Origin of the sequence: Okeania sp. SIO3B5 (genome assembly GCF_010692555.1) — a bacterium.
Lineage (GTDB): Bacteria > Cyanobacteriota > Cyanobacteriia > Cyanobacteriales > Microcoleaceae > Okeania.
The window spans coordinates 24,863-43,119 of record NZ_JAAHHG010000040.1 but is presented as its reverse complement, the minus strand read 5'-3'; the positions used below and the strand labels follow the sequence as shown (position 1 = coordinate 43,119).

Annotated in this window: 18 protein-coding genes; 17 read left to right on the top strand and 1 reads right to left on the bottom strand. The window is 38.5% G+C overall.

The genetic code is table 11. The annotated features are described in order from the left end of the window. The 7 genes from F6K54_RS08595 to F6K54_RS08565 form a co-directional block, all read left to right on the top strand. A partial coding sequence (locus F6K54_RS08595; RefSeq protein WP_293076499.1) for a hypothetical protein occupies positions 1 to 385 on the top strand: 385 nt, incomplete at its 5' end. 114 nt (positions 386 to 499) lie between these two features. Continuing rightward, on the top strand, positions 500 to 1,813 hold the full coding sequence (locus F6K54_RS08590) for an NAD(P)-dependent oxidoreductase (protein ID WP_293076497.1): 1,314 nt from the start codon (positions 500 to 502) through the stop codon (positions 1,811 to 1,813). A gap of 119 nt (positions 1,814 to 1,932) precedes the next feature. Beyond that, entirely contained in the window at positions 1,933 to 2,709 is a 777-nt protein-coding gene (locus F6K54_RS08585; RefSeq protein WP_293076495.1) for a CmcI family methyltransferase, read from the top strand. A 697-nt stretch (positions 2,710 to 3,406) separates the two neighbouring features. Further along, on the top strand, positions 3,407 to 4,108 hold the full coding sequence (locus F6K54_RS08580) for a bifunctional 2-polyprenyl-6-hydroxyphenol methylase/3-demethylubiquinol 3-O-methyltransferase UbiG (protein ID WP_293076493.1): 702 nt from the start codon (positions 3,407 to 3,409) through the stop codon (positions 4,106 to 4,108). A 25-nt stretch (positions 4,109 to 4,133) separates the two neighbouring features. Then, the gene (locus F6K54_RS08575; RefSeq protein ID WP_293076491.1) at positions 4,134 to 4,883 is read left to right on the top strand and encodes a CmcI family methyltransferase; all 750 of its coding nucleotides are present in this window, start codon (positions 4,134 to 4,136) and stop codon (positions 4,881 to 4,883) included. 202 nt (positions 4,884 to 5,085) lie between these two features. Further along, a complete protein-coding gene (locus F6K54_RS08570; RefSeq protein WP_293076489.1) occupies positions 5,086 to 6,246 on the top strand; it encodes a TauD/TfdA family dioxygenase in 1,161 nt (386 codons plus the stop codon). Between the two features lie 139 nt (positions 6,247 to 6,385). Continuing rightward, positions 6,386 to 7,273 (top strand): hypothetical protein, encoded by an 888-nt coding sequence (locus tag F6K54_RS08565; protein WP_293076487.1) that lies wholly within the window; start codon positions 6,386 to 6,388, stop codon positions 7,271 to 7,273. Between the two features lie 252 nt (positions 7,274 to 7,525). On the opposite strand, the gene F6K54_RS08560 is transcribed toward F6K54_RS08565, so the two are convergent. Continuing rightward, positions 7,526 to 7,717, bottom strand: a complete 192-nt coding sequence (locus F6K54_RS08560; protein WP_293076485.1) for a hypothetical protein — start codon at positions 7,715 to 7,717, stop codon at positions 7,526 to 7,528. 295 nt (positions 7,718 to 8,012) lie between these two features. Between F6K54_RS08560 and F6K54_RS08555 the strand changes: the two genes are divergently transcribed. From F6K54_RS08555 to nrdR, 10 genes are all read left to right on the top strand, one after another. Next, positions 8,013 to 9,026, top strand: a complete 1,014-nt coding sequence (locus F6K54_RS08555; protein ID WP_293076501.1) for a mandelate racemase/muconate lactonizing enzyme family protein — start codon at positions 8,013 to 8,015, stop codon at positions 9,024 to 9,026. A gap of 398 nt (positions 9,027 to 9,424) precedes the next feature. Further along, positions 9,425 to 10,528, top strand: coding sequence for a mandelate racemase/muconate lactonizing enzyme family protein (locus tag F6K54_RS08550; protein WP_293076483.1), 1,104 nt, complete (start codon positions 9,425 to 9,427; stop codon positions 10,526 to 10,528). 477 nt (positions 10,529 to 11,005) lie between these two features. Further along, complete coding sequence (locus F6K54_RS08545; protein ID WP_293076481.1) at positions 11,006 to 11,737, top strand: sulfotransferase family protein; 732 nt, start codon at positions 11,006 to 11,008, stop codon at positions 11,735 to 11,737. A 335-nt stretch (positions 11,738 to 12,072) separates the two neighbouring features. Then, a complete protein-coding gene (locus F6K54_RS08540; protein ID WP_293076480.1) occupies positions 12,073 to 12,411 on the top strand; it encodes a multidrug efflux SMR transporter in 339 nt (112 codons plus the stop codon). A gap of 32 nt (positions 12,412 to 12,443) precedes the next feature. Continuing rightward, positions 12,444 to 12,761, top strand: coding sequence for a multidrug efflux SMR transporter (locus F6K54_RS08535; protein WP_293076478.1), 318 nt, complete (start codon positions 12,444 to 12,446; stop codon positions 12,759 to 12,761). A gap of 103 nt (positions 12,762 to 12,864) precedes the next feature. Beyond that, positions 12,865 to 13,647, top strand: coding sequence for an SDR family NAD(P)-dependent oxidoreductase (locus tag F6K54_RS08530; RefSeq protein ID WP_293076476.1), 783 nt, complete (start codon positions 12,865 to 12,867; stop codon positions 13,645 to 13,647). Between the two features lie 409 nt (positions 13,648 to 14,056). Beyond that, positions 14,057 to 14,371 carry a hypothetical protein gene (locus F6K54_RS08525; protein ID WP_293076474.1) on the top strand — a complete coding sequence of 105 codons (315 nt, stop codon included), beginning with the start codon at positions 14,057 to 14,059 and terminating at the stop codon, positions 14,369 to 14,371. Between the two features lie 548 nt (positions 14,372 to 14,919). After that, positions 14,920 to 16,446 (top strand): photosystem II chlorophyll-binding protein CP47, encoded by a 1,527-nt coding sequence (gene psbB / locus F6K54_RS08520; protein ID WP_293076472.1) that lies wholly within the window; start codon positions 14,920 to 14,922, stop codon positions 16,444 to 16,446. Positions 16,447 to 16,627: 181 nt separating this feature from the next. Beyond that, positions 16,628 to 16,723 carry a photosystem II reaction center protein T gene (locus tag F6K54_RS08515; RefSeq protein WP_011613950.1) on the top strand — a complete coding sequence of 32 codons (96 nt, stop codon included), beginning with the start codon at positions 16,628 to 16,630 and terminating at the stop codon, positions 16,721 to 16,723. Between the two features lie 848 nt (positions 16,724 to 17,571). Beyond that, on the top strand, positions 17,572 to 18,123 hold the full coding sequence (gene nrdR, locus F6K54_RS08510; RefSeq protein ID WP_293076470.1) for a transcriptional regulator NrdR: 552 nt from the start codon (positions 17,572 to 17,574) through the stop codon (positions 18,121 to 18,123). The last annotated feature ends 134 nt before the right edge of the window (positions 18,124 to 18,257 follow it).

The window sequence follows — 18,257 nt, the reverse complement described above, 5'->3', positions numbered from 1 at the left end:
TTATGGAGATAGAGAAAAGGTAATTAAAGCTTTTGGTAAAGACCTCTTTGCCATGGAAGAAAATTTATATATTTGGTCAGAATTATTGGGATTAAAAGGTTATATTCCTTGGGAATGTGTAGGAATGCCTGAGGAAACTCAACTTTATTTTTACAAGGTTTATCAACAAGGTGTAAGAAATCAGGCGATCGCGGAGCGTGGCGTCAGCTGTATCGCTCTGTTTGAAAAGGAAATTTTGACACCGTTACAAAATAGTGGTAAGTCTGTAGAAAATTATTTTCAGCAAATTCAGAATAAATTTGGTCAAGTGTATGAAAATCATCATACTATACCAGAATGGTTGTGGGAAAAAATTAGTCCAGTTCTAAGGAACTGTTCTCAATAATAATTCTAGTTCTGACGGTGAAAATATTTTCATAGAATTATGAGTATTGCACAATTAAACTGATCGTCAAACAACTATACTAATTGTAATAGATTAAAATTTCAGGAGAAAATTATGACAAAACAAAAAGTTGGTTACATCGGCACTGGTGCGATGGGCAAACAAAACATCTATAAACTGCTTAAGGATGGGTATGAAGTCCAAGTTTATGATAAGTATCCAGAAGCAGCAAAACCAGTTATTGAAAAAGGGGCTATTTGGAAAGATAGTCCCAAGGAAGCTGCTCAAGGGATGGATTTGGTAATTACTAATTTACCCTTGCCCCATCATGTACTAGAAAATATGTTGGGAGAAACTGGAGCAGCAGAAGGAATGAGACCGGGTGCAACTTGGATGGATTTTTCTACAACTGACTACCATAATACCCAACATATAGCAGGAGAAGCTGCCAAAAAAGGAATATTCAGTTTAGAATCTCCTGTGAGCAACCTATCTCACATGGGTGTAGATTTTTGTAATGTTAGTTACTATGTTAGTGGAGACCGAAAAGGCTACGATCTGAGCAAAGAAACCCTCGATGCGATCGGCAAAATTTCCTTCTTTGTGAGTAACACTATAGGTGAAGCCCAAACAGTAAAACTCCTAACCAACATTTTATTTTATGCACAAATGGTGACATTAGGGGAAGTTTATATGATTTGCAAAATATATGGCATTCCCTTGTTATGGATGTGGGATTATATTCGAGCTTCCCAAGGAAATAGTGTAGTGACAGAGCAAGTAAGTCCCTTTATTTTTGATGGCAGTTATGATTATTCCTGCTCTTTGGAAATTACGGTGAAAGATACTGATTTAACAGTCAAATTAGCTGATGAATTAAATGTTCCGTTACCGTTAGGGCGTATTGTTGAAGAAAGATATCGAGAAGCTGGACAGAAATATGATGCCCATGATAATCATGTGAAAGTCACTAAATTAATTGAAGAAGACAACAATTTAGATTTGCGGTTGCCTGATTTTACAGCGCCATCCCCTTATGGTTTAGACCGGAGTTACATTCATTCTGAAGAAAGAGTAACTGATAGTTTTGGTCGCATTAAACCTCTTCCTTATCAACTCGAGTATGCTACCCCAGAACCTTTGCAAGATGAGAAATTGATGGATATTGCTAAATCTCTCACAGATTTTACGGCATATATCAATTACTTAATCTTAGGGGAAGCTAACGATCTAGGGAAAGGTATGGGTTTAACCGATGAATTATTAGTGGATGTGATTCGTTGGAGTGTTGGAACCTGTTGGGTATCTGATAATCTTGATACTTATCAACCAAACCCAGAGATTGTAGAGAAGATAAAATCCTTTGATTTTGGCAGCAAAGTGAAACTTCCAGTATTAACAAAATTTTTGGCACATCTGAGTCGTTAAAATAAGTTTTTCAACACTTTGATATTATGGTTTGCTCATCAAGTAATTTAAAAATGAGCAACCATAAGACCTTGAATCATCGATCTGTTTTATAGAGCAGTTAGCTAGGAATATTGACAATGAGTTACAAAGAGATAATTAAGGCAAAAAAACACGAAACTATTTTATCCAGACCAGATCGCTTTGTTGAAATTTCTCAAAGAGAAGACAGAAGCGATATCGACGAAGCTGGATGGGCTGTTTTATACGGTAGCAACAGTTATATAACAACTTGGAAAGGGATTCTTTCTAATCAAGGGATTGCAGAAAGAACCATGTATGAAATGTTATTGCACGAATTACAACCTGGAACTATTATTGAACTGGGTGCCTTAAACGGAGGTACTGTTGTTTGGTTCGCCGATATTTTATCAGTTTTTGGAGTTAAGACTGAAATTTATTCAGTAGATATCGATTTATCTCTGATTGATGAAAGAGCTAAATCGGATCAAAGGATTCATTTTATAGAAGGTGATTGTACCCAAATAGAGAAGGTGTTATCTCCCAAGCTTTTAGAAAGCTTACCCCATCCCTGGTTGGTAATTGACGATACCCATGCAGACACTGCCGGAATATGTGAATATTTTCATAACAATGGGTTACAGAGCGGTGACTATTTAATTATGGAAGATACCAATCCTTTTGTTTGGAGTCCTTGGACAGAAGAAGAGCAGAGAGAGTCAAAAGCAGAATGGTTCAGTCCTGATGAAGTAGAAAGAGGAAACAATAAATTAGCGGATTTGAGAAATTGGCTAAAGTCTCGTCCTCAAGAATATTTGGTTGATACCCATTATCTTGACTTGTTTGGTTACAACGTTACCAAACATTGGAATTCTATTTTGAAAAAAGTAGTCTAATTAGGGTTTGCGCTCAAAAGTCTTTTAGTAGGGGTAGGAAACAGGAGACAACCCACCCCTAGCCCCTCCCCCTCCCAGGAGCAGGGCTGTTTCATTTTCAATAGACACGGGGACGCGGAGACACGGAGACACGGGGATGGAGGCTTTTAATTTGTGATTAAAAGTTGACTTTTCACCATTTTAGTCAGAGCTTAAAAACGCTTATTGGCTGAAAAATCGGCAAATTTTGGTAAATTTCCCTATTCTCCTGTCCCCTAATCTTCCATTCTCCATAAATCGTTAACTTGCGATACTTTGAAACAGCCCTGCCTCCCAGGAGGGGAAGACAGAAGAAATGGGAATTTAGACGGGGTAGGAGTGATACCATTTCTCAAAAATTTTTCTACACCTTGTTAAGTAGAGGAGTAATATCATATTCGGATAATCAGCGATCAAAAAACTTGATCCCTTTTAACCTTTTCTTCCCTCCTGCCTTCTGCCTTCTGCCTTCCTTATTGCTTATGATATCAAATCCGCTTAATTGGACATAAAAAAATTATCCAATTGTCATAACTACGCTCATCTTGTCTTATCTTTCTTCTCCTGAATTCTGAATTGCAGAATTGCTGAATTCTGAATTCTAAAGACTTAACCATTCTATGGCTGTTTAACCGGATTTGATATGACAATTGAAAATTTATAGCCTTAATATTTTTATATGTATGACAACAAAGTAGAATCTTCAGAAAACAATATTAATAGTACAGGAAAGTGGGTTTTTGATGCTGAAATAGCTAATAGGTTTACTGATGAAGCAGAAAAACATATACCTGACTACTGGAAAGTAATAGAGCTAACAATTAATATACTTAAAGATAATGTGCCTAAAGATGGGTATATCATTGATGTAGGATGTGCTAGTGGTAATACATTGTTGTATTTATATAAACAAGGTTTCAACAAATTGTTTGGGATAGATGATTCTCAAGAAATGTTAAAAGTAGCTGGCAAAAATCTGAGTAAAGTTGACAAAGATTTCCCCTCAAGACTATTTCGATCGAAAACATTCGTTCAAAATATGACTTTTGATGCTATTATTTGTAACTGGACTCTTCATTTCATTCAAGAAAGACAAGAGTACTTAAAAGCTATTTTTGATTCCCTAATTAGTAAAGGATTATTTATCCTGACAGAAAAAACACTTCAAAGTCAAATAACAGAAAATCAATATATACTTTTCAAACAAAACAAAAGATTAAGTAATGAAGAAATTGAACGCAAGAAACAACAATTAGAAGGTGTATTAAATCCCTTATCTGTAAGACAAAATATAGAATTATTAAATAAAACTGGTTTTTATCAAACAGACATAATAAATGCTAGACTTGGATTTGTAACTTTTTTGTGCATAAAACCCTAAGCAGACAACATTATCCGAAAATAATATGAAATATACTGATGTTATCAAAGAGGCAAAACATGAAACCGTGTTGTCTAGGAGCGATCGCTTTGTCAAAATATCACAGCGAGAGGAACGAAGTGATCTTCCTAGTTCTGTATGGCAGACTTTGCTGAAGAATACTTATTTGCAAACCTGGAAAGGGATTATTTTGAATAAAGGATGTACTGAGATTGCCAGCTATCCTATTCTTCTGTATGAGTTGCAACCTAAAACCATTATTGAACTGGGGGCATTGAATGGAGGAAGCGCCCTTTGGCTAGCAGATAACTTGGAAATTTTTGGCATTCAAGCAGAAATCTATTCTGTGGATATTGACCTCGGTTTGTTGGATAAAAAAGCTAAATCGAAGCCAAATATTCACTTTATCCAAGGGGATTGTAACCAGATAGAATCAGCGTTCCCCCCTACTCTTCTAGCCAATTTACCCCATCCTTGGCTGTTGATTGATGATGTCCATATCAATACCGTAGGAATTTGTGACTACTTTCATCAAAATGGGTTGCAACCAGGGGACTACTTTATTCTAGAGGACACTAATGCCTCAATCTGGAATTTTTGGGACGATCAGGGTTGGGAAGAAAAACAAGAAATTAAGGAAGCATTGGAGAAACTACACAATATGAAAAAATGGTTGCATTCCCATGAAGATGAATACTTAGTTGATACTCACTATCAAGATTTATTTGGTTACAATAACTCTAAAAACTGGAACTCTATTTTAAAGCGAGTTTGAATAATTTTTGGCGTTGCTGATTCTGGGTATGATTTGATAATGAAGAAATTGAACGCAAGAAACAACAATTTAGAAGGTGTCTTAGTTCCTCTGTCTGTAAGACAAAATATAGAATTATTAACTCAAACGGGTTTTTCTCAAATAGAAATAATAAATGCCAGACTTGGATTTGTAACTTTTTTGTGTATAAAACTCTAAGTATATGAAAAAAGTTGTAAATATACTACTTTCACTACCGATGAAGGAAAATAAATCTTTTGTAACAGTTAACAACAAACGCTTTCACTACATTTGGTTACGCGATAATTGTCTTTCTGAGACAAGTCGCCATCCTAGCTCTTTCACGAAACTCTATGACTTCAGCAAAGAAAAAGAAATCCCAAAGCCAAATTCCGTGAAGTTAACAGATGAAGAATTGATAATTGACTGGGACGAAGATCCTCCACATCGCAGCATCTTTCCTATTGAATGGTTGATGACTTATGCTTACGATCGCAACCAAGATGACCACAAGGACAAACATAAAGAATCACAAAGTCGCTATCCTGAAGAATTTTTGTGGAATAAAGCTTTGCTGGAGAACTATCTATCTGAGTGGGAAAATTCTAGTTTCGGGGTTTCTCAAGGATGGAAAGATCGGCTTTTTAGATATGGTTTTAGTTTAATCCATGACTTAACTCCACAAAAACATCAGGATTTTCTAGCTTCTATTGGACCAATGCTCCATACTGAAGCAGGAGCTTTCTATGACATCGAGTACAAGCCTGGAGCGAACGACTTAGCAGATACTTGCCATCATCTCAACCCTCACACTGATTACACAAACAGAGATTTTCCTCACTTGCTAACTTGCTTTTACATGGTTGAAAATGAATCGATAGGAGGAGAATCGATTTTAGTAGATGGTTTTCGTGTTGCTAAAGACTTTGGTGAAAAATATCCCCATTACTTTCGATTATTAGCTCAAACTCCCATCCAGTTCCGTCAATTATATCAAGATTGGCAGTATTTTTATACTAGAAGTAGGTCTATTTTTAAGTTGCATGATTCTGGAGATTTAGTTGCGATTACTTTTGCTCACTTCCACGTTAGTAATTGGAATCTTCCTTTCGAGCAGATGGAGGAGTTTTATCAAGCTTATGCAACCTTCTTTAACTATCTCAAAAATCCAGATTACCAATACTGTTTCCGTATGGAGAAGGGAGACTGTTTGCTAATGAATAATAATCGGATTCTTCATGGTAGAAAGTCTTTTGACCTCAGTTCGGGAAGCCGACTTTTGAGAGTAGGATATGTAATTTGGGATCATATCACAGGAAGAGAAAATTTTCAGCAATATAAAGATTTGTATCTGAGTAAATAGGTGTTGCATTTGTGTTCTATTCTTGGTTAGTAGATGATGGTATGAGGGCTAGTAACTGTTGGCTATAATCTTTATATGTCAATGGTTTTAGATTTAATCAGCAAGCCCTAAGTAAATCGCAAAAGGAGTATTAATAAACATGAACTCATTAACCAATCAAATTACTCTATCCCAAGAAGAGAAACAGTTTTTTTCAGATCATGGATTTATTAAACTGAAAAAACTGTTAACAACAGAAGCTGTCGATGGATTGCGAAAGTTAATCTCTAACTCTAATGCAATGAAAGCTCCTCCCGAGTTTTACTCTGGAGAAATATCAAAAATGGGTTATGACATTGAAGAAGCGATTACAAGAGATATCTATTCTTCGGCGAATTTTAAAAATGTTTTGAACCAATTAACAAATAATCGGGGAGCAGCTTTTATCCAAGGAATCGGATTTGAACTTGATGCCAATCAGAAAGGATTCCATTGGCATCACGATATCCTTTCCTTTTGTTGCGTTATGCCTGAAGACTTAGCATATACTCTCTGGATACCACTCGATCCAATTAATATAAAAGAGCAACATGGAGGATTGTCCTATGTTTCTCACAAAGTTTGTTCTGCTCGCCATTATTTCGATATAGTTTACCAATTAGTGCAACAAGAGAATATTTCTGAGTTTTCTAAGACTGAAGAATTTAAGAATTGGGATTTTCAGTATGCTTCTCCGGTTGAAACTTTTGTTCTGGATAACAATAAAGTAGAAGATGACTTTGAAGTAGGTGATGCTCTTTTATTAGGCAAATTTGTTTGGCACAAAAGTTGTAGTTTAAAAGAGGGAGAATTACCATCAAGAAAAGCTTATGTAATGCGTTTTGTAGATTGCCAAGCTCGCTATTCAAAAGTTTCGATTGAGGGAACCTACTCACTCTTAAACTCTAGTACCAAGGATCTTGACAGTGATATTGGCTATCAACTAGGTAAATTTCTCCAAGATGGTGACATTATTTCTGACAACCTCGCCAATTTCAAAAAGCTCTAATATAGAATTCGGTTAAATACTTATCGTATCTACAGAAGGAAGGCAGAAGGCAGAAGGCAGAAGCGGTGCGACCCCGCGTCGGCGTCAGACGCAAGGGAATGCGCACCAAGAGAGGGAAGAAAAGGTTAAAAGGGATCAAGTTTTTCATCAACTACTTATCCGGATTCCATCTCATTCCTAGTCATATACATATACTATATAACCGGATTCTATATAAAAAGATTATGGGCGTTGGTGAAAAGAGGTATGATATCATGTCCTGATCAGAGCGCGATAGAACTCCGTAACCTTTACGCGACCAAAAAATTTTCTCCTTCTACTAGGGGTTTCTTCTTCTTTCTTCCTTCCTGACTCCTGACTCCTGACTCCTAAAGAATTACAGCGCTTTTCAAATTGATGAACCACATCGTCATAACCAAAACCAAGTAGGGACGTTGCATGCAACGTCCCTACTGTGGTCTACTGATATGAAAACCGCTGTAAGATTAATACCATACACTAATTTACCAACCTCAGATTATGAAAATATCTCGAATTTCTGTCTATCAAGTAACCTTGCCTTTAGAGCATACTTATATCATGTCCGGATAATCAGTGATAAAAAAGTTTTTGTTGTTAGTAGGGCTTTAGCCCTATCTATCTACAGTTCGGGCTGAAGCCCTACTACAAGCTTTAATTATAACTATTCAACCGGACATGATATTACTCACTATCAGGGGGTAGGTTATCTGTTGACAAACTGGATTCCACCATCGTTGCTATAGATACAGATGAAGGAATCCGAGGTTGGGGAGAAGGATGTCCTTGGGGTTCCACTTACTTACCAGCTTTTGGACGGGGTATCAGAGCTGGTATTGAAGAGTTAGCTCCCCAACTAATTGGACTCGATCCCAGACGTATTGATTTTATCTATCGGACGATGGATACTGCTCTACCTGGTCATCCCTACATTAAATCAGTTCTGGATATGGCTTGTTGGGATATTCTAGGCAAAGCAACAGGATTACCTCTGTGCGAACTGTTGGGCGGTCGCATAGACGAACCAGTTATTATCCAAAATTCTGTTTTTACTGGTACCCCAGAAGAAATGATTGAATCCATTAAGGATGGTCAAAAAAAAGGCTACACAGTCCATACTTGTAAGATTGGGGCCGATGTGGCTAAAGATATTGAGAGAATCGAAGCAGTGAGTTCTTTTGTCACTGGAAATCAAAGTGCAACTTTTGATGCTAATCGCTCTTGGCTAATGGATGAAGCTGTTAGGGTGATGAACAGTGTCACCGACAAGGTATGTTATTTTGAACAGCCTTGCGAAACATATCAGGAGTGTCTCCAAGTCCGCCAACTTACTTCTCATTCCATGATACTAGATGAATGTATTCAGCGTTATGGTGATATTGTTCGGGCTCAAGCTGACAATGCTTGTGAAGTCCTAGTGCTGAAAATTGGTAGGGTTGGCGGTTTAACTAAAGCAAAGCGCATCCGGGATTTCTGTGTAGAATCGGGAATTAGGATGAATATTGAAGATGCAGGAAGTAGTATCATCGCTGATACAGCAGCAGTACATCTGGCTCAATCTACTCCACGAGAATTTTTACGGGCTACTTGGTTGTGCAACGATATACTAACTATTGATGCGGCTACTGGTGGCTCTCGCAATCAAGGCGGTAAAACCTTTGCACCAGAAACTCCAGGGTTAGGAGTAGAACCAAAAATGGATGTTTTGGGAGAGGCGATCGCTGTTTATGAATAGTTGTCTAATGATAAGCTAGCTCTTGACTTACTATTGAATCTTTTCTATGGAGAAGGGAGAGTGCCTGCTGATGAATAATAATTGGATTATTCGTGGCAGAAAGTCTTTCGACCTCAGTTCGGGAAGCCGACTTTTGAGAGTAGGATAATTATATCATGTCCGGATAATTAGTGATGAAAAACCTTCTCCCTTTAAATCTTTCTTTTCCTTCTGCCTTCTGCCTTCTGCCTTCTGCCTTCCTGACTCCAAAGTGTAAGTATTCAACCGGACATGATATTAGCTTGGGATCATATCACAGGAAGAGATAATTTTGAGCAATATAAAGATTTATATCTGAGTAAATAGCTGTTTTACTTGTGCTGTATTCTTTTTTAAGAGTCTAAATCTTGCACAGAATTATGAAAATATCTAAAATTTCAGTCTATCAGGTGACTTTACCCCTAGAACATCCTTACCGACTATCAGGTGGTAGGTTGTATTTTGACAAACTGGATTCTACTATCATTGCTATGGATACAGATGAAGGAATTCGGGGTTGGGGAGAAGGATGTCCTTGGGGTTCTACTTATTTACCCGCTTTTCCACGGGGTATCAGAGCAGGGATTGAAGAGTTAGCTCCTCAATTGCTTGGACTCGATCCTAGACGCATCGATTTTATCTATCGGACTATGGATACTGCTCTACCGGGTCATCCCTACATTAAATCAGCTCTGGATATGGCTTGTTGGGATATTCTGGGTAAATCAACAAGTCTACCACTTTGCGAACTATTTGGCGGTCGTCTCGACCAAGAAATAACCATTCAAAATTCTGTTCCCACAGGTACCCCAGAAGAAATGATTGAATCCATTAAGCGGGGTCAAGAAAAAGGAGAGACTATTCATACCTGTAAAATTGGAGCGGATGTAGCTTTAGATATTGAAAGAATTCAAGCGATCGGTGCTTATTTACCTGCTAATGAAACTGCAACTTTTGATGTGAATAGAGCTTGGTTAGTAGATGATGGTGTGAGGGTAATGAATTCTGTAAAAGAACCGATTTTGTATTTTGAACAGCCTTGTGAAACTTATGAAGAGTGTTTGCAACTACGCAAACTGACCTCCCATCCCATTATCTTAGATGAATGTATTCAAGCTTATGGTCATGTTGTTCGCGCTCAAGCTGACAGTGCTTGTGAGGCTATTGGATTGAAAATTGGTCGAGTAGGAGGATTAACCAAGGCCAGGCGTATCCGAGATTTTTGTATGGAAACAGGAATTCGGATGAATATTGAAGTCACTGGAGGAAGTGTGATTGGAGACTCAGGAGCAGTCCATCTTGCTCAGAGTACCCCACTAACTCACTTGCGGGCAACTTGGTTATGCCATGAAATGTTGACTGTGGATACAGCTACAGGTGGTGCGCGGAATAAAGGGGGTAAGACTTTTGCACCAGAAGTTCCAGGGTTGGGTGTAGAGCCAATAATGGATGTTTTGGGTGAAGCTATCGCTGTATATCAATAAAATATAGCAATCAGTACTTACGCAGAACCACTATATCTAGTAGGAGGCGAACGGCCATTTGCCTCGGAACCAGGGCGGGAAAACTTATGTGCTAGAGGAACCGGGGTTGCGTGTAGAGCCAATAATGGATGTTTTGGGTGAAGCGATCGCTGTTTATGAATAGAAGCTGGTGAGTTACTATACTTTCTGCAAAAATTAAAGATTTGGGGATGGCTATACGGGAAAATCTATGCCTAAATGCGATCCTCCCTACTTGATCTCGAATTGTTAACAATCTTGGCTCTTCATATAGAATCCGGTTATATAGTATATGTTGATAATTTTATAATTACTTCAAGCCTTTAATCTCCCCCACTCCCCTACTCCCCCACTCCCCCACTCCCCCACTCCCCTACTCCCCTACTCCCAACTATACGATAACTATTCAACCGGATTCTATATCAGTAATTAGTTTGCTATCAAAGAACTTCAGCAAAAATGAAAAAAATTCTAATATTATGGGCAACTTTGAGATCGACATCCACGGTTTTTGAAACGATGATGCGACAGAGAGGAGATTTTCTAGTTCTTCATGAACCTTTTAGTTTTTACTTTTACCGTAGTGAGGAAAGAAAATCCGATCGCTATGCACAAATTGAGGTTAATCCCGCCTATAATTTTGAATCTCTATTCCAGGAATTAATTGATAAAGCTCAAAGCCGACCAGTTTTTATTAAAGATATGGCTTATTATATTTGCGGTCGAGCAAACCCCACATTTTTATCTCACTTTGAACACACTTTTATTATTCGCGATCCTGCCAAATCTCTTCCTTCTCTATTTGCCATTTGGCCTGATTTCAGCTTAAATGAAGCAGGATATGCAGAACTATATCGATTGTTTGAATTAACCACTGCGTTTCTAGGAAAAATTCCTCCCACAATCGACTCAGATGATTTAGTACAGAAACCAGAAGCCACAATTAAAGCTTACTGTAATGCTGTGGGAATTCCATTTATTCCCAACGCCTTAGAATGGGGTTCTAAGGCTCCCGAAATTCCTAAATGGGTTAGGAACTGGCATACTTATTTACTATCAGCTCAAGGATTTCAAGAAAACAACAAAAAAAATTATGTGAGCATTGAAGATAACGATCGCTTAAAACAAGCCTACGAGTATTGCTTGCCTTATTACCAAAAACTTTACGAACATCGACTGCGGATTGAATAAAATTACTAGAGTTAATATAGAACCCATTTGGTATCTTTTAGCTCTTTCCAGAAAAAAGGGAGTAGGGAGTAGGGAGTAGGGAGTAGGGGGGAAAGAATTGATGATTTATCTACAATAATTGATTTGATTTTTGATGATTGGAAATGTCTTTTGAAGAAAAGATATATGCTTAAGTTAAGTAATAGGAGCATACGCCTAAATTTTTGGAGATGCGCTTAGGGGTTCTATAGATAAAAGAGTTGTTTTTACCAACATTTTGAGGGCAGCCTTTGGCTTGATTCACCATTTTAGCCTATTTAGTTTACCCTAGTAGAACTATTGAAACCAAAAGGAAAATGATTATTAGTTGGCTTTATATGAGTTTAGCAATTATTCTGGAAATTGCAGGTACAACTTGTCTCAAGCTTTCAGATGGTTTGAGCAATCTCGTTCCTTCGATTTTTGTTGTTGTCTTCTATGTTACTTGCTTCAGTTTTTTTGCAGCGGCTCTGAAAAAATTAAACTTGAGCCTCGCTTATGCCGTTTGGTCAGGAGTGGGAACGGTAGGAATAACATTTATAGGGTTACTATGGTTTCACGAGCAACTAACTTGGGCTAAGATAGTAGGGTTGACTTTTGTAGCGATTGGGTTAGTTACATTAAACTTTACTAAAGTAGCTGAAGAACGTTCGTAGCAACATAACAAGAGGAAAACAAAAAGAAAAAAATGTGGGGTTGGCTTTATTTAATGTTATCAATTGGTTTTGAGTTAGCAGGTAGCACCTGTCTAAAGCTTTCAGAGGGCTTTACCAAAAAGTTACCATCCATTTTGTTGTTTTTATTTTATGGCTTATGTTTCTATTGTTTGGGACTAGCTGTGAAAACAATTGATATTAGCGTTGCTTATGCAACTTGGGCGGGTTTAGGAACGACGGCTACTGTAATTATAGGAATTATCAAATTTAAGGAATCAGTAAGTCTGAAAACAGTTCTGTCAATTGCTATGATCGTAGCAGGTGTAGTAATACTAGAGTTGTTTGCCTAAAAGAGGGAACAGGGAACAGGGAACAGGAAACAAGGAAAAATAATTGATGATTTATGAACAATAATTGACTTTACTTTTGATTTTTGGAGATGTCTAAAGAAAGATGAGTCAAGTAAAATTTTTAGAAAGTCGTGTGGCAATAGTAACTGGCGGTACATCTGGCATAGGTAAAGCTATTGCTATTGCTTTAGCTCAAAGTGGAGCTAATGTTGCAGTCGGTTCTCGTTCTGCTAGCACAAGTTCATGCCAAGCAGAAATTGAGTCACAGGGTGTCAAAGCTCTAGTGATGAATTTGGATGTATCCTTAACTAATTCAGTTCAGGCTTTTTATGATGCAACACTCGACAGTTTTGGCAAAGTTGATATTCTGGTCAATGCTGCGGGAATAGCCTGTGAGCATACAATCTGCAATCATCCAGACGAAGACTGGTATAAAGTTATCGATATTAACCTCAACGGTATCTATCGCACTACCAAACTATGTTTACCTGGAATGATAGAACGGAAATGGGGTCGTATTATTAATATTGCCTCCACTTATGCTTCAGTGGGTGTTCCGCTGCACGCTGCCTATTGCACTTCCAAAGCAGCAATTCTGGGATTAACTCGTTGTGTTGCCTTGGAAGGGGCTCCCCACGGAGTATCCTGTAACTCAATTAGTCCTGGTTGGGTAGAAACTAAGATGGCTACAGAGGTGGCTACGCGACTTGCTGAAACTGAAGGCCGCACTGCTGCTGAATACTTAGAGGAAATTAAGGAAAGCTATCCTCAGAAGAGACTCATACAACCACAAGAAGTTGGCGAACTCGCTGTTTTTCTATGTCGTGATGAGGCATTGGGCATAACAATGGAGGATATAACAATATCAGCAGGTTCCCTGTGGTAAAAAAATTGGGATTGATAGTAACGTTGAAGTATTTGTCAGTTGGAAAACAGGTCATTTCAGTTATCAGTTATCAGTTATCAGTACCTCTAGTTAAAGTCAGAGGCTTGAAATATTGAACTTGATTTTTTTTCATCCCCTTGTAGAGCGGTAGCTCGCGGCGCAGCCAAGGGGAGGCTTCAGACCTTATTTTTTGGTGATGGAAATTAGTTTTGCCCTTGTGGCGATCGCGATGATTGCTACATGAATAATGGCAAATTCTAATCATATCAAGTCTAGAATACTACAGGCTACTGCCATTGCATTTGAGTGTATGATGCAAGATTGAACAGTCCTATTATTTTTTTAAACAAAAAGAAGGTCTTATGTTTGATAAACTTTCAGATAAATTAGTCAAGTTTAAATAAAGTCTGTGAAATACTTCTTCTTATCAGAGGGGTGGGCCGTAGGTAGAATTTGGACTGTCGGCGGCCTCTGGAGTGAAACAGCTTGGAGACGAGCGCCAGATATTGAAAAAATGAATCTTTGTATTTTGGACAAAAATGAAAGAATGTGGCTGCATCGAGTCGAAGAAGCAGTATTGATGGTAGAGATTTATCCCACTGCTGAAGCCCAAAAGTCTGCCTCTAATCAGAATATTGGCAATGTGGTGTTGACCCGCTTGATTAATTCTGAAAAAGTCTTGGAATATCTTTGTACTACCTCAGCCATCTGTCAAATTGGCTAAAGCCATTAGGCTTGAGTCTCAAGTCAAAAGTCAATCTAACTAAATATTAATCATCAACTTTCTCGCTTTTGTAATGTTTGCTTGCTATTAACTTAAAAACTCTATCATAAATGTTGAAACAAAGAGTTTGAGCCGTTATAATCGCACTTATTTAATGATGAGATGAATTAACCAGAAAAATAATTGAGCAATACGCGCGCGCATTTTTGGCGTTATAATCTTATCAACAGCCGTGGGGCACACGGTTGAATAAAAAGCTTGTGGAGATGGTCTGACGGGGGTGCAACTCAGTTTATTTGATTTGTTATCTAGTTAAGAATCTGTGAAGCAAGAATCTCCCGTTATAATCTTTAGTTTAACGGTGAGAGTGTCAAACAATTCTTGAAATAGTTTTAATTTTTATGCTCCTATCTGATAAAATTGGCCATATTGTCCGTAACTATCTTGGCAATTGGACTAAAATTAGGGCAATTTTTAGATCGGGGCATAGCAAACAAAAGAAAAAAGTTTTCAGAATAGACATCACTTAATAAGGAGGAGTGTAGTCAATGGGACTACCTTGGTATCGAGTACACACAGTTGTTCTGAACGATCCAGGACGACTAATATCCGTGCATCTAATGCACACTGCTCTAGTAGCAGGTTGGGCTGGCTCAATGGCCCTTTATGAACTAGCAATCTTCGATCCTAGCGATCCAGTCCTGAACCCTATGTGGCGTCAGGGAATGTTTGTCATGCCATTCATGGCACGTCTAGGTGTTACCCAATCTTGGGGTGGTTGGAGTGTTACTGGAGAAGTAGCTTCTAACCCTGGCTTTTGGTCTTTTGAAGGTGTAGCAGCAGCTCATATTGTTCTTTCTGGTCTGCTGTTCCTAGCTGCTGTATGGCACTGGGTTTTTTGGGACTTAGAACTATTCTTTGACCAACGTACCGGAGAACCTGCTCTAGACTTACCAAAAATGTTTGGTATTCATTTATTCTTATCTGGTTTACTCTGTTTTGGCTTTGGGGCCTTCCATTTGACAGGAGTATTTGGTCCCGGAATGTGGGTGTCAGACCCCTATGGATTAACGGGTTCTATTCAACCAGTAGCCCCGGCCTGGGGACCGGAAGGGTTTAACCCATTCAATGCTGGTGGCATTGTCGCCCACCACATTGCTGCTGGAATTGTGGGAATTATTGCTGGTTTGTTCCACCTATCCGTAAGACCACCAGAACGTCTCTACAGAGCATTGCGGATGGGTAATATTGAAACAGTTCTCTCTAGCAGTATTGCAGCAGTATTCTTTGCAGCCTTTGTTGTGGCTGGTACAATGTGGTACGGCAGTGCAGCTACCCCCACTGAATTATTTGGCCCTACTCGTTATCAATGGGACAGTGGTTACTTCCAGGAAGAAATAGATCGTCGCGTTCAATCTGAAATAGCAGCAGGTAAAACTGCTTCAGAAGCTTGGTTAACTATTCCTGAAAAATTAGCTTTCTACGACTATGTTGGTAATAGCCCTGCCAAAGGTGGTCTATTCCGCGTTGGCCCAATGAATAATGGTGATGGTCTTGCTCAAGGTTGGGTTGGTCATCCCGTATTTAAGGATAAAGATGGCGAGGAGTTATTTGTGCGCCGTCTACCAAACTTCTTTGAAACTTTCCCAGTTATCTTGACCAATAGTGATGGTGTCGTTAAGGCTGATATTCCTTTCCGTCGTTCAGAATCAAAATATAGTTTTGAGGAGAAGGGCGTAACAGTTAGCTTCTTAGGTGGTGAACTTAATGGTCAAACCTTTACTAAAGCCACAGATGTTAAGAAGTATGCTCGTAAAGCTCAGTTAGGTGAACCTTTTGAGTTCGATCAAGAAACTCTGGGGTCTGACGGTGTTTTCCGGACTAGCACTCGTGGCTGGTTTACTTATGGCCACGCTTGTTTTGCTCTACTTTTCTTCTTCGGTCATATTTGGCATGGATGTCGGACTTTGTTCCGCGATGTATTCGCAGGTATTGACCCAGACCTAGAGGAACAAGTAGAGTTTGGTCTATTCCAGAAATTGGGAGACCTAAGTACTCGTAGGAAGGAAACCTAAAGCTACTGTGGTTTAACAAATAATAAATGGACCACGAAAAAAACTAGGTATCTCTTATCTTCAAATTTTCGATAAAAGTCCAACGACTACTTTGATAAAAGTTACAAAGTATTTTCGTTGGACTTTTTTTTACCTTCAACTGGTACACTAATATAGAACTGGATTTTCAGGAAATTCCCTTATGGAAAGCGCAGCTTACATCTTAGTATTGGCTTTGGCCTTGGGTGTGATATTTTTTGCGATCGCCTTCCGCGATCCCCCCAGAATTGGAAAGTAATTAGTTTTGATCGATTTTTTATCAAATAAATTGCTTTTTTTATGATAAATGAGTACTGAGTTCTCAACCCAGTACTCATTTCTTCTAAGTTTAAATAAGTTACCGAATAATTAAGGTTTGCTGAAAAAGTCTGATGGTGATTATAGGGAACAGGGAACAGGGAACAGGGAACAGGGAATAGTTTAGACTATCTGCTACGGCCAAATTTTTGGCATCGTCAGGGGAAAAGTATTAGCATTTTGAGGCTACAATAGCCAAAAACCTTGCACCTTTTCAAGACCTAAAAAGGCCAATACCAATATCAATAAATGCGCGCGATATTTAATCAGCAAGCCCTAATTAAGGTAAAAATCCTCTCCTTTAAAGGAAAAACAATGAATTAATTTTCTTTTTATTCAATCCTCTCCCTAAAAGGAAGAGGTAATTATCAATTATCCATGATCAATTATCAATTATTGAACATTGGCCTAATTTAGGTATAGAATATTTATCTAAATGTTGGCATTTATACCCGCGCTCTCCCGCAGGGGAGCGCCGTATGGGAATGCCAATCAATAAGAGTGGTTTTACAGATAATCTGTTAACATACAAATATTGCTTAACCAAAAATCAAGGTTAAGATTACTGTAACTGTTCAATCAAGTCGCCGAGGGGCACTCGGAGAAGTTAAACGGACACGGAGGAAGTGTTAGACTGGCTTTGCCAGCATTTTCCAGTGAGGTGTCAACCCGCCCTGAATCTTTCAAGCAGCTTAGTATGTTTGATTGATGGATGGGAATCCCGCGCTGTCTCGTAGAGCAGCGTCGGGAGGATGTCAAGTATGAACTTATGTCTGAGAAATTTAAAGTATGCGATGTCCAGTGTGCCAACATACAAATAGTCGTGTTCTAGAGTCGCGTTCAGCTGAATCTGGTAAGAGTATCCGACGCCGACGAGAATGTTTGAATTGCCAGCATCGTTTCACGACTTATGAAAGAATAGAGTTTGTTACAGTAACAGTGATTAAAAAGGACGGTAAAAAAGAGTCTTTTGACAAGTTGAAATTACTCCGAGGTATTGTCCGCTCCTGCGAAAAAACTGGTATTGAACCTACTGAACTCGAAGCTTTTGTAGATGAAATTGAAGTTGAGCTACAGGGTAGAACCCAGAGAGAAGTTACCAGCGCTGAAATTGGTGAAATTGTCCTGAGTAAATTAGTTCACATTAGTGAAGTTGCTTATATCCGTTTTGCCTCTGTTTATCGTAAATTTAAAGGTATTAGAGATTTTGTAGATACCTTAAATCATCTTCAAAATCAAAAAAATAATTTAGATTTTAATTCTACTTCCCTAGAAAGTTCTGAAATTTCTCCAGATACTATTGATTGTGAAACCCCTGCAACTTTAGCCACTTCATCTTAAATTTAACTGTAGAGGGGGTTTGGGGGAGCTATAAGTCCCGCGCTATAATCTACGATTTAGCGTTGGGATACATGGACTCCCCCAAGCTGATTTTATCCGGTCAACCCCGGTAAAATCAGCATTTACTGCAATCG

Excerpts from the sequence above, each read along its gene's own strand:
- F6K54_RS08590 (WP_293076497.1), top strand. The coding sequence starts at position 500 with ATGACAAAACAAAAAGTTGGTTACATCGGCACTGGTGCGATGGGCAAA.
- F6K54_RS08585 (WP_293076495.1), top strand. The coding sequence starts at position 1,933 with ATGAGTTACAAAGAGATAATTAAGGCAAAAAAACACGAAACTATTTTA.
- F6K54_RS08580 (WP_293076493.1), top strand. The coding sequence starts at position 3,407 with ATGTATGACAACAAAGTAGAATCTTCAGAAAACAATATTAATAGTACA.
- F6K54_RS08575 (WP_293076491.1), top strand. The coding sequence starts at position 4,134 with ATGAAATATACTGATGTTATCAAAGAGGCAAAACATGAAACCGTGTTG.
- F6K54_RS08570 (WP_293076489.1), top strand. The coding sequence starts at position 5,086 with ATGAAAAAAGTTGTAAATATACTACTTTCACTACCGATGAAGGAAAAT.
- F6K54_RS08565 (WP_293076487.1), top strand. The coding sequence starts at position 6,386 with ATGAACTCATTAACCAATCAAATTACTCTATCCCAAGAAGAGAAACAG.
- F6K54_RS08550 (WP_293076483.1), top strand. The coding sequence starts at position 9,425 with ATGAAAATATCTAAAATTTCAGTCTATCAGGTGACTTTACCCCTAGAA.
- F6K54_RS08545 (WP_293076481.1), top strand. The coding sequence starts at position 11,006 with ATGAAAAAAATTCTAATATTATGGGCAACTTTGAGATCGACATCCACG.
- F6K54_RS08540 (WP_293076480.1), top strand. The coding sequence starts at position 12,073 with ATGATTATTAGTTGGCTTTATATGAGTTTAGCAATTATTCTGGAAATT.
- F6K54_RS08535 (WP_293076478.1), top strand. The coding sequence starts at position 12,444 with ATGTGGGGTTGGCTTTATTTAATGTTATCAATTGGTTTTGAGTTAGCA.
- F6K54_RS08530 (WP_293076476.1), top strand. The coding sequence starts at position 12,865 with ATGAGTCAAGTAAAATTTTTAGAAAGTCGTGTGGCAATAGTAACTGGC.
- psbB (WP_293076472.1), top strand. The coding sequence starts at position 14,920 with ATGGGACTACCTTGGTATCGAGTACACACAGTTGTTCTGAACGATCCA.
- F6K54_RS08515 (WP_011613950.1), top strand. The coding sequence starts at position 16,628 with ATGGAAAGCGCAGCTTACATCTTAGTATTGGCTTTGGCCTTGGGTGTG.
- nrdR (WP_293076470.1), top strand. The coding sequence starts at position 17,572 with ATGCGATGTCCAGTGTGCCAACATACAAATAGTCGTGTTCTAGAGTCG.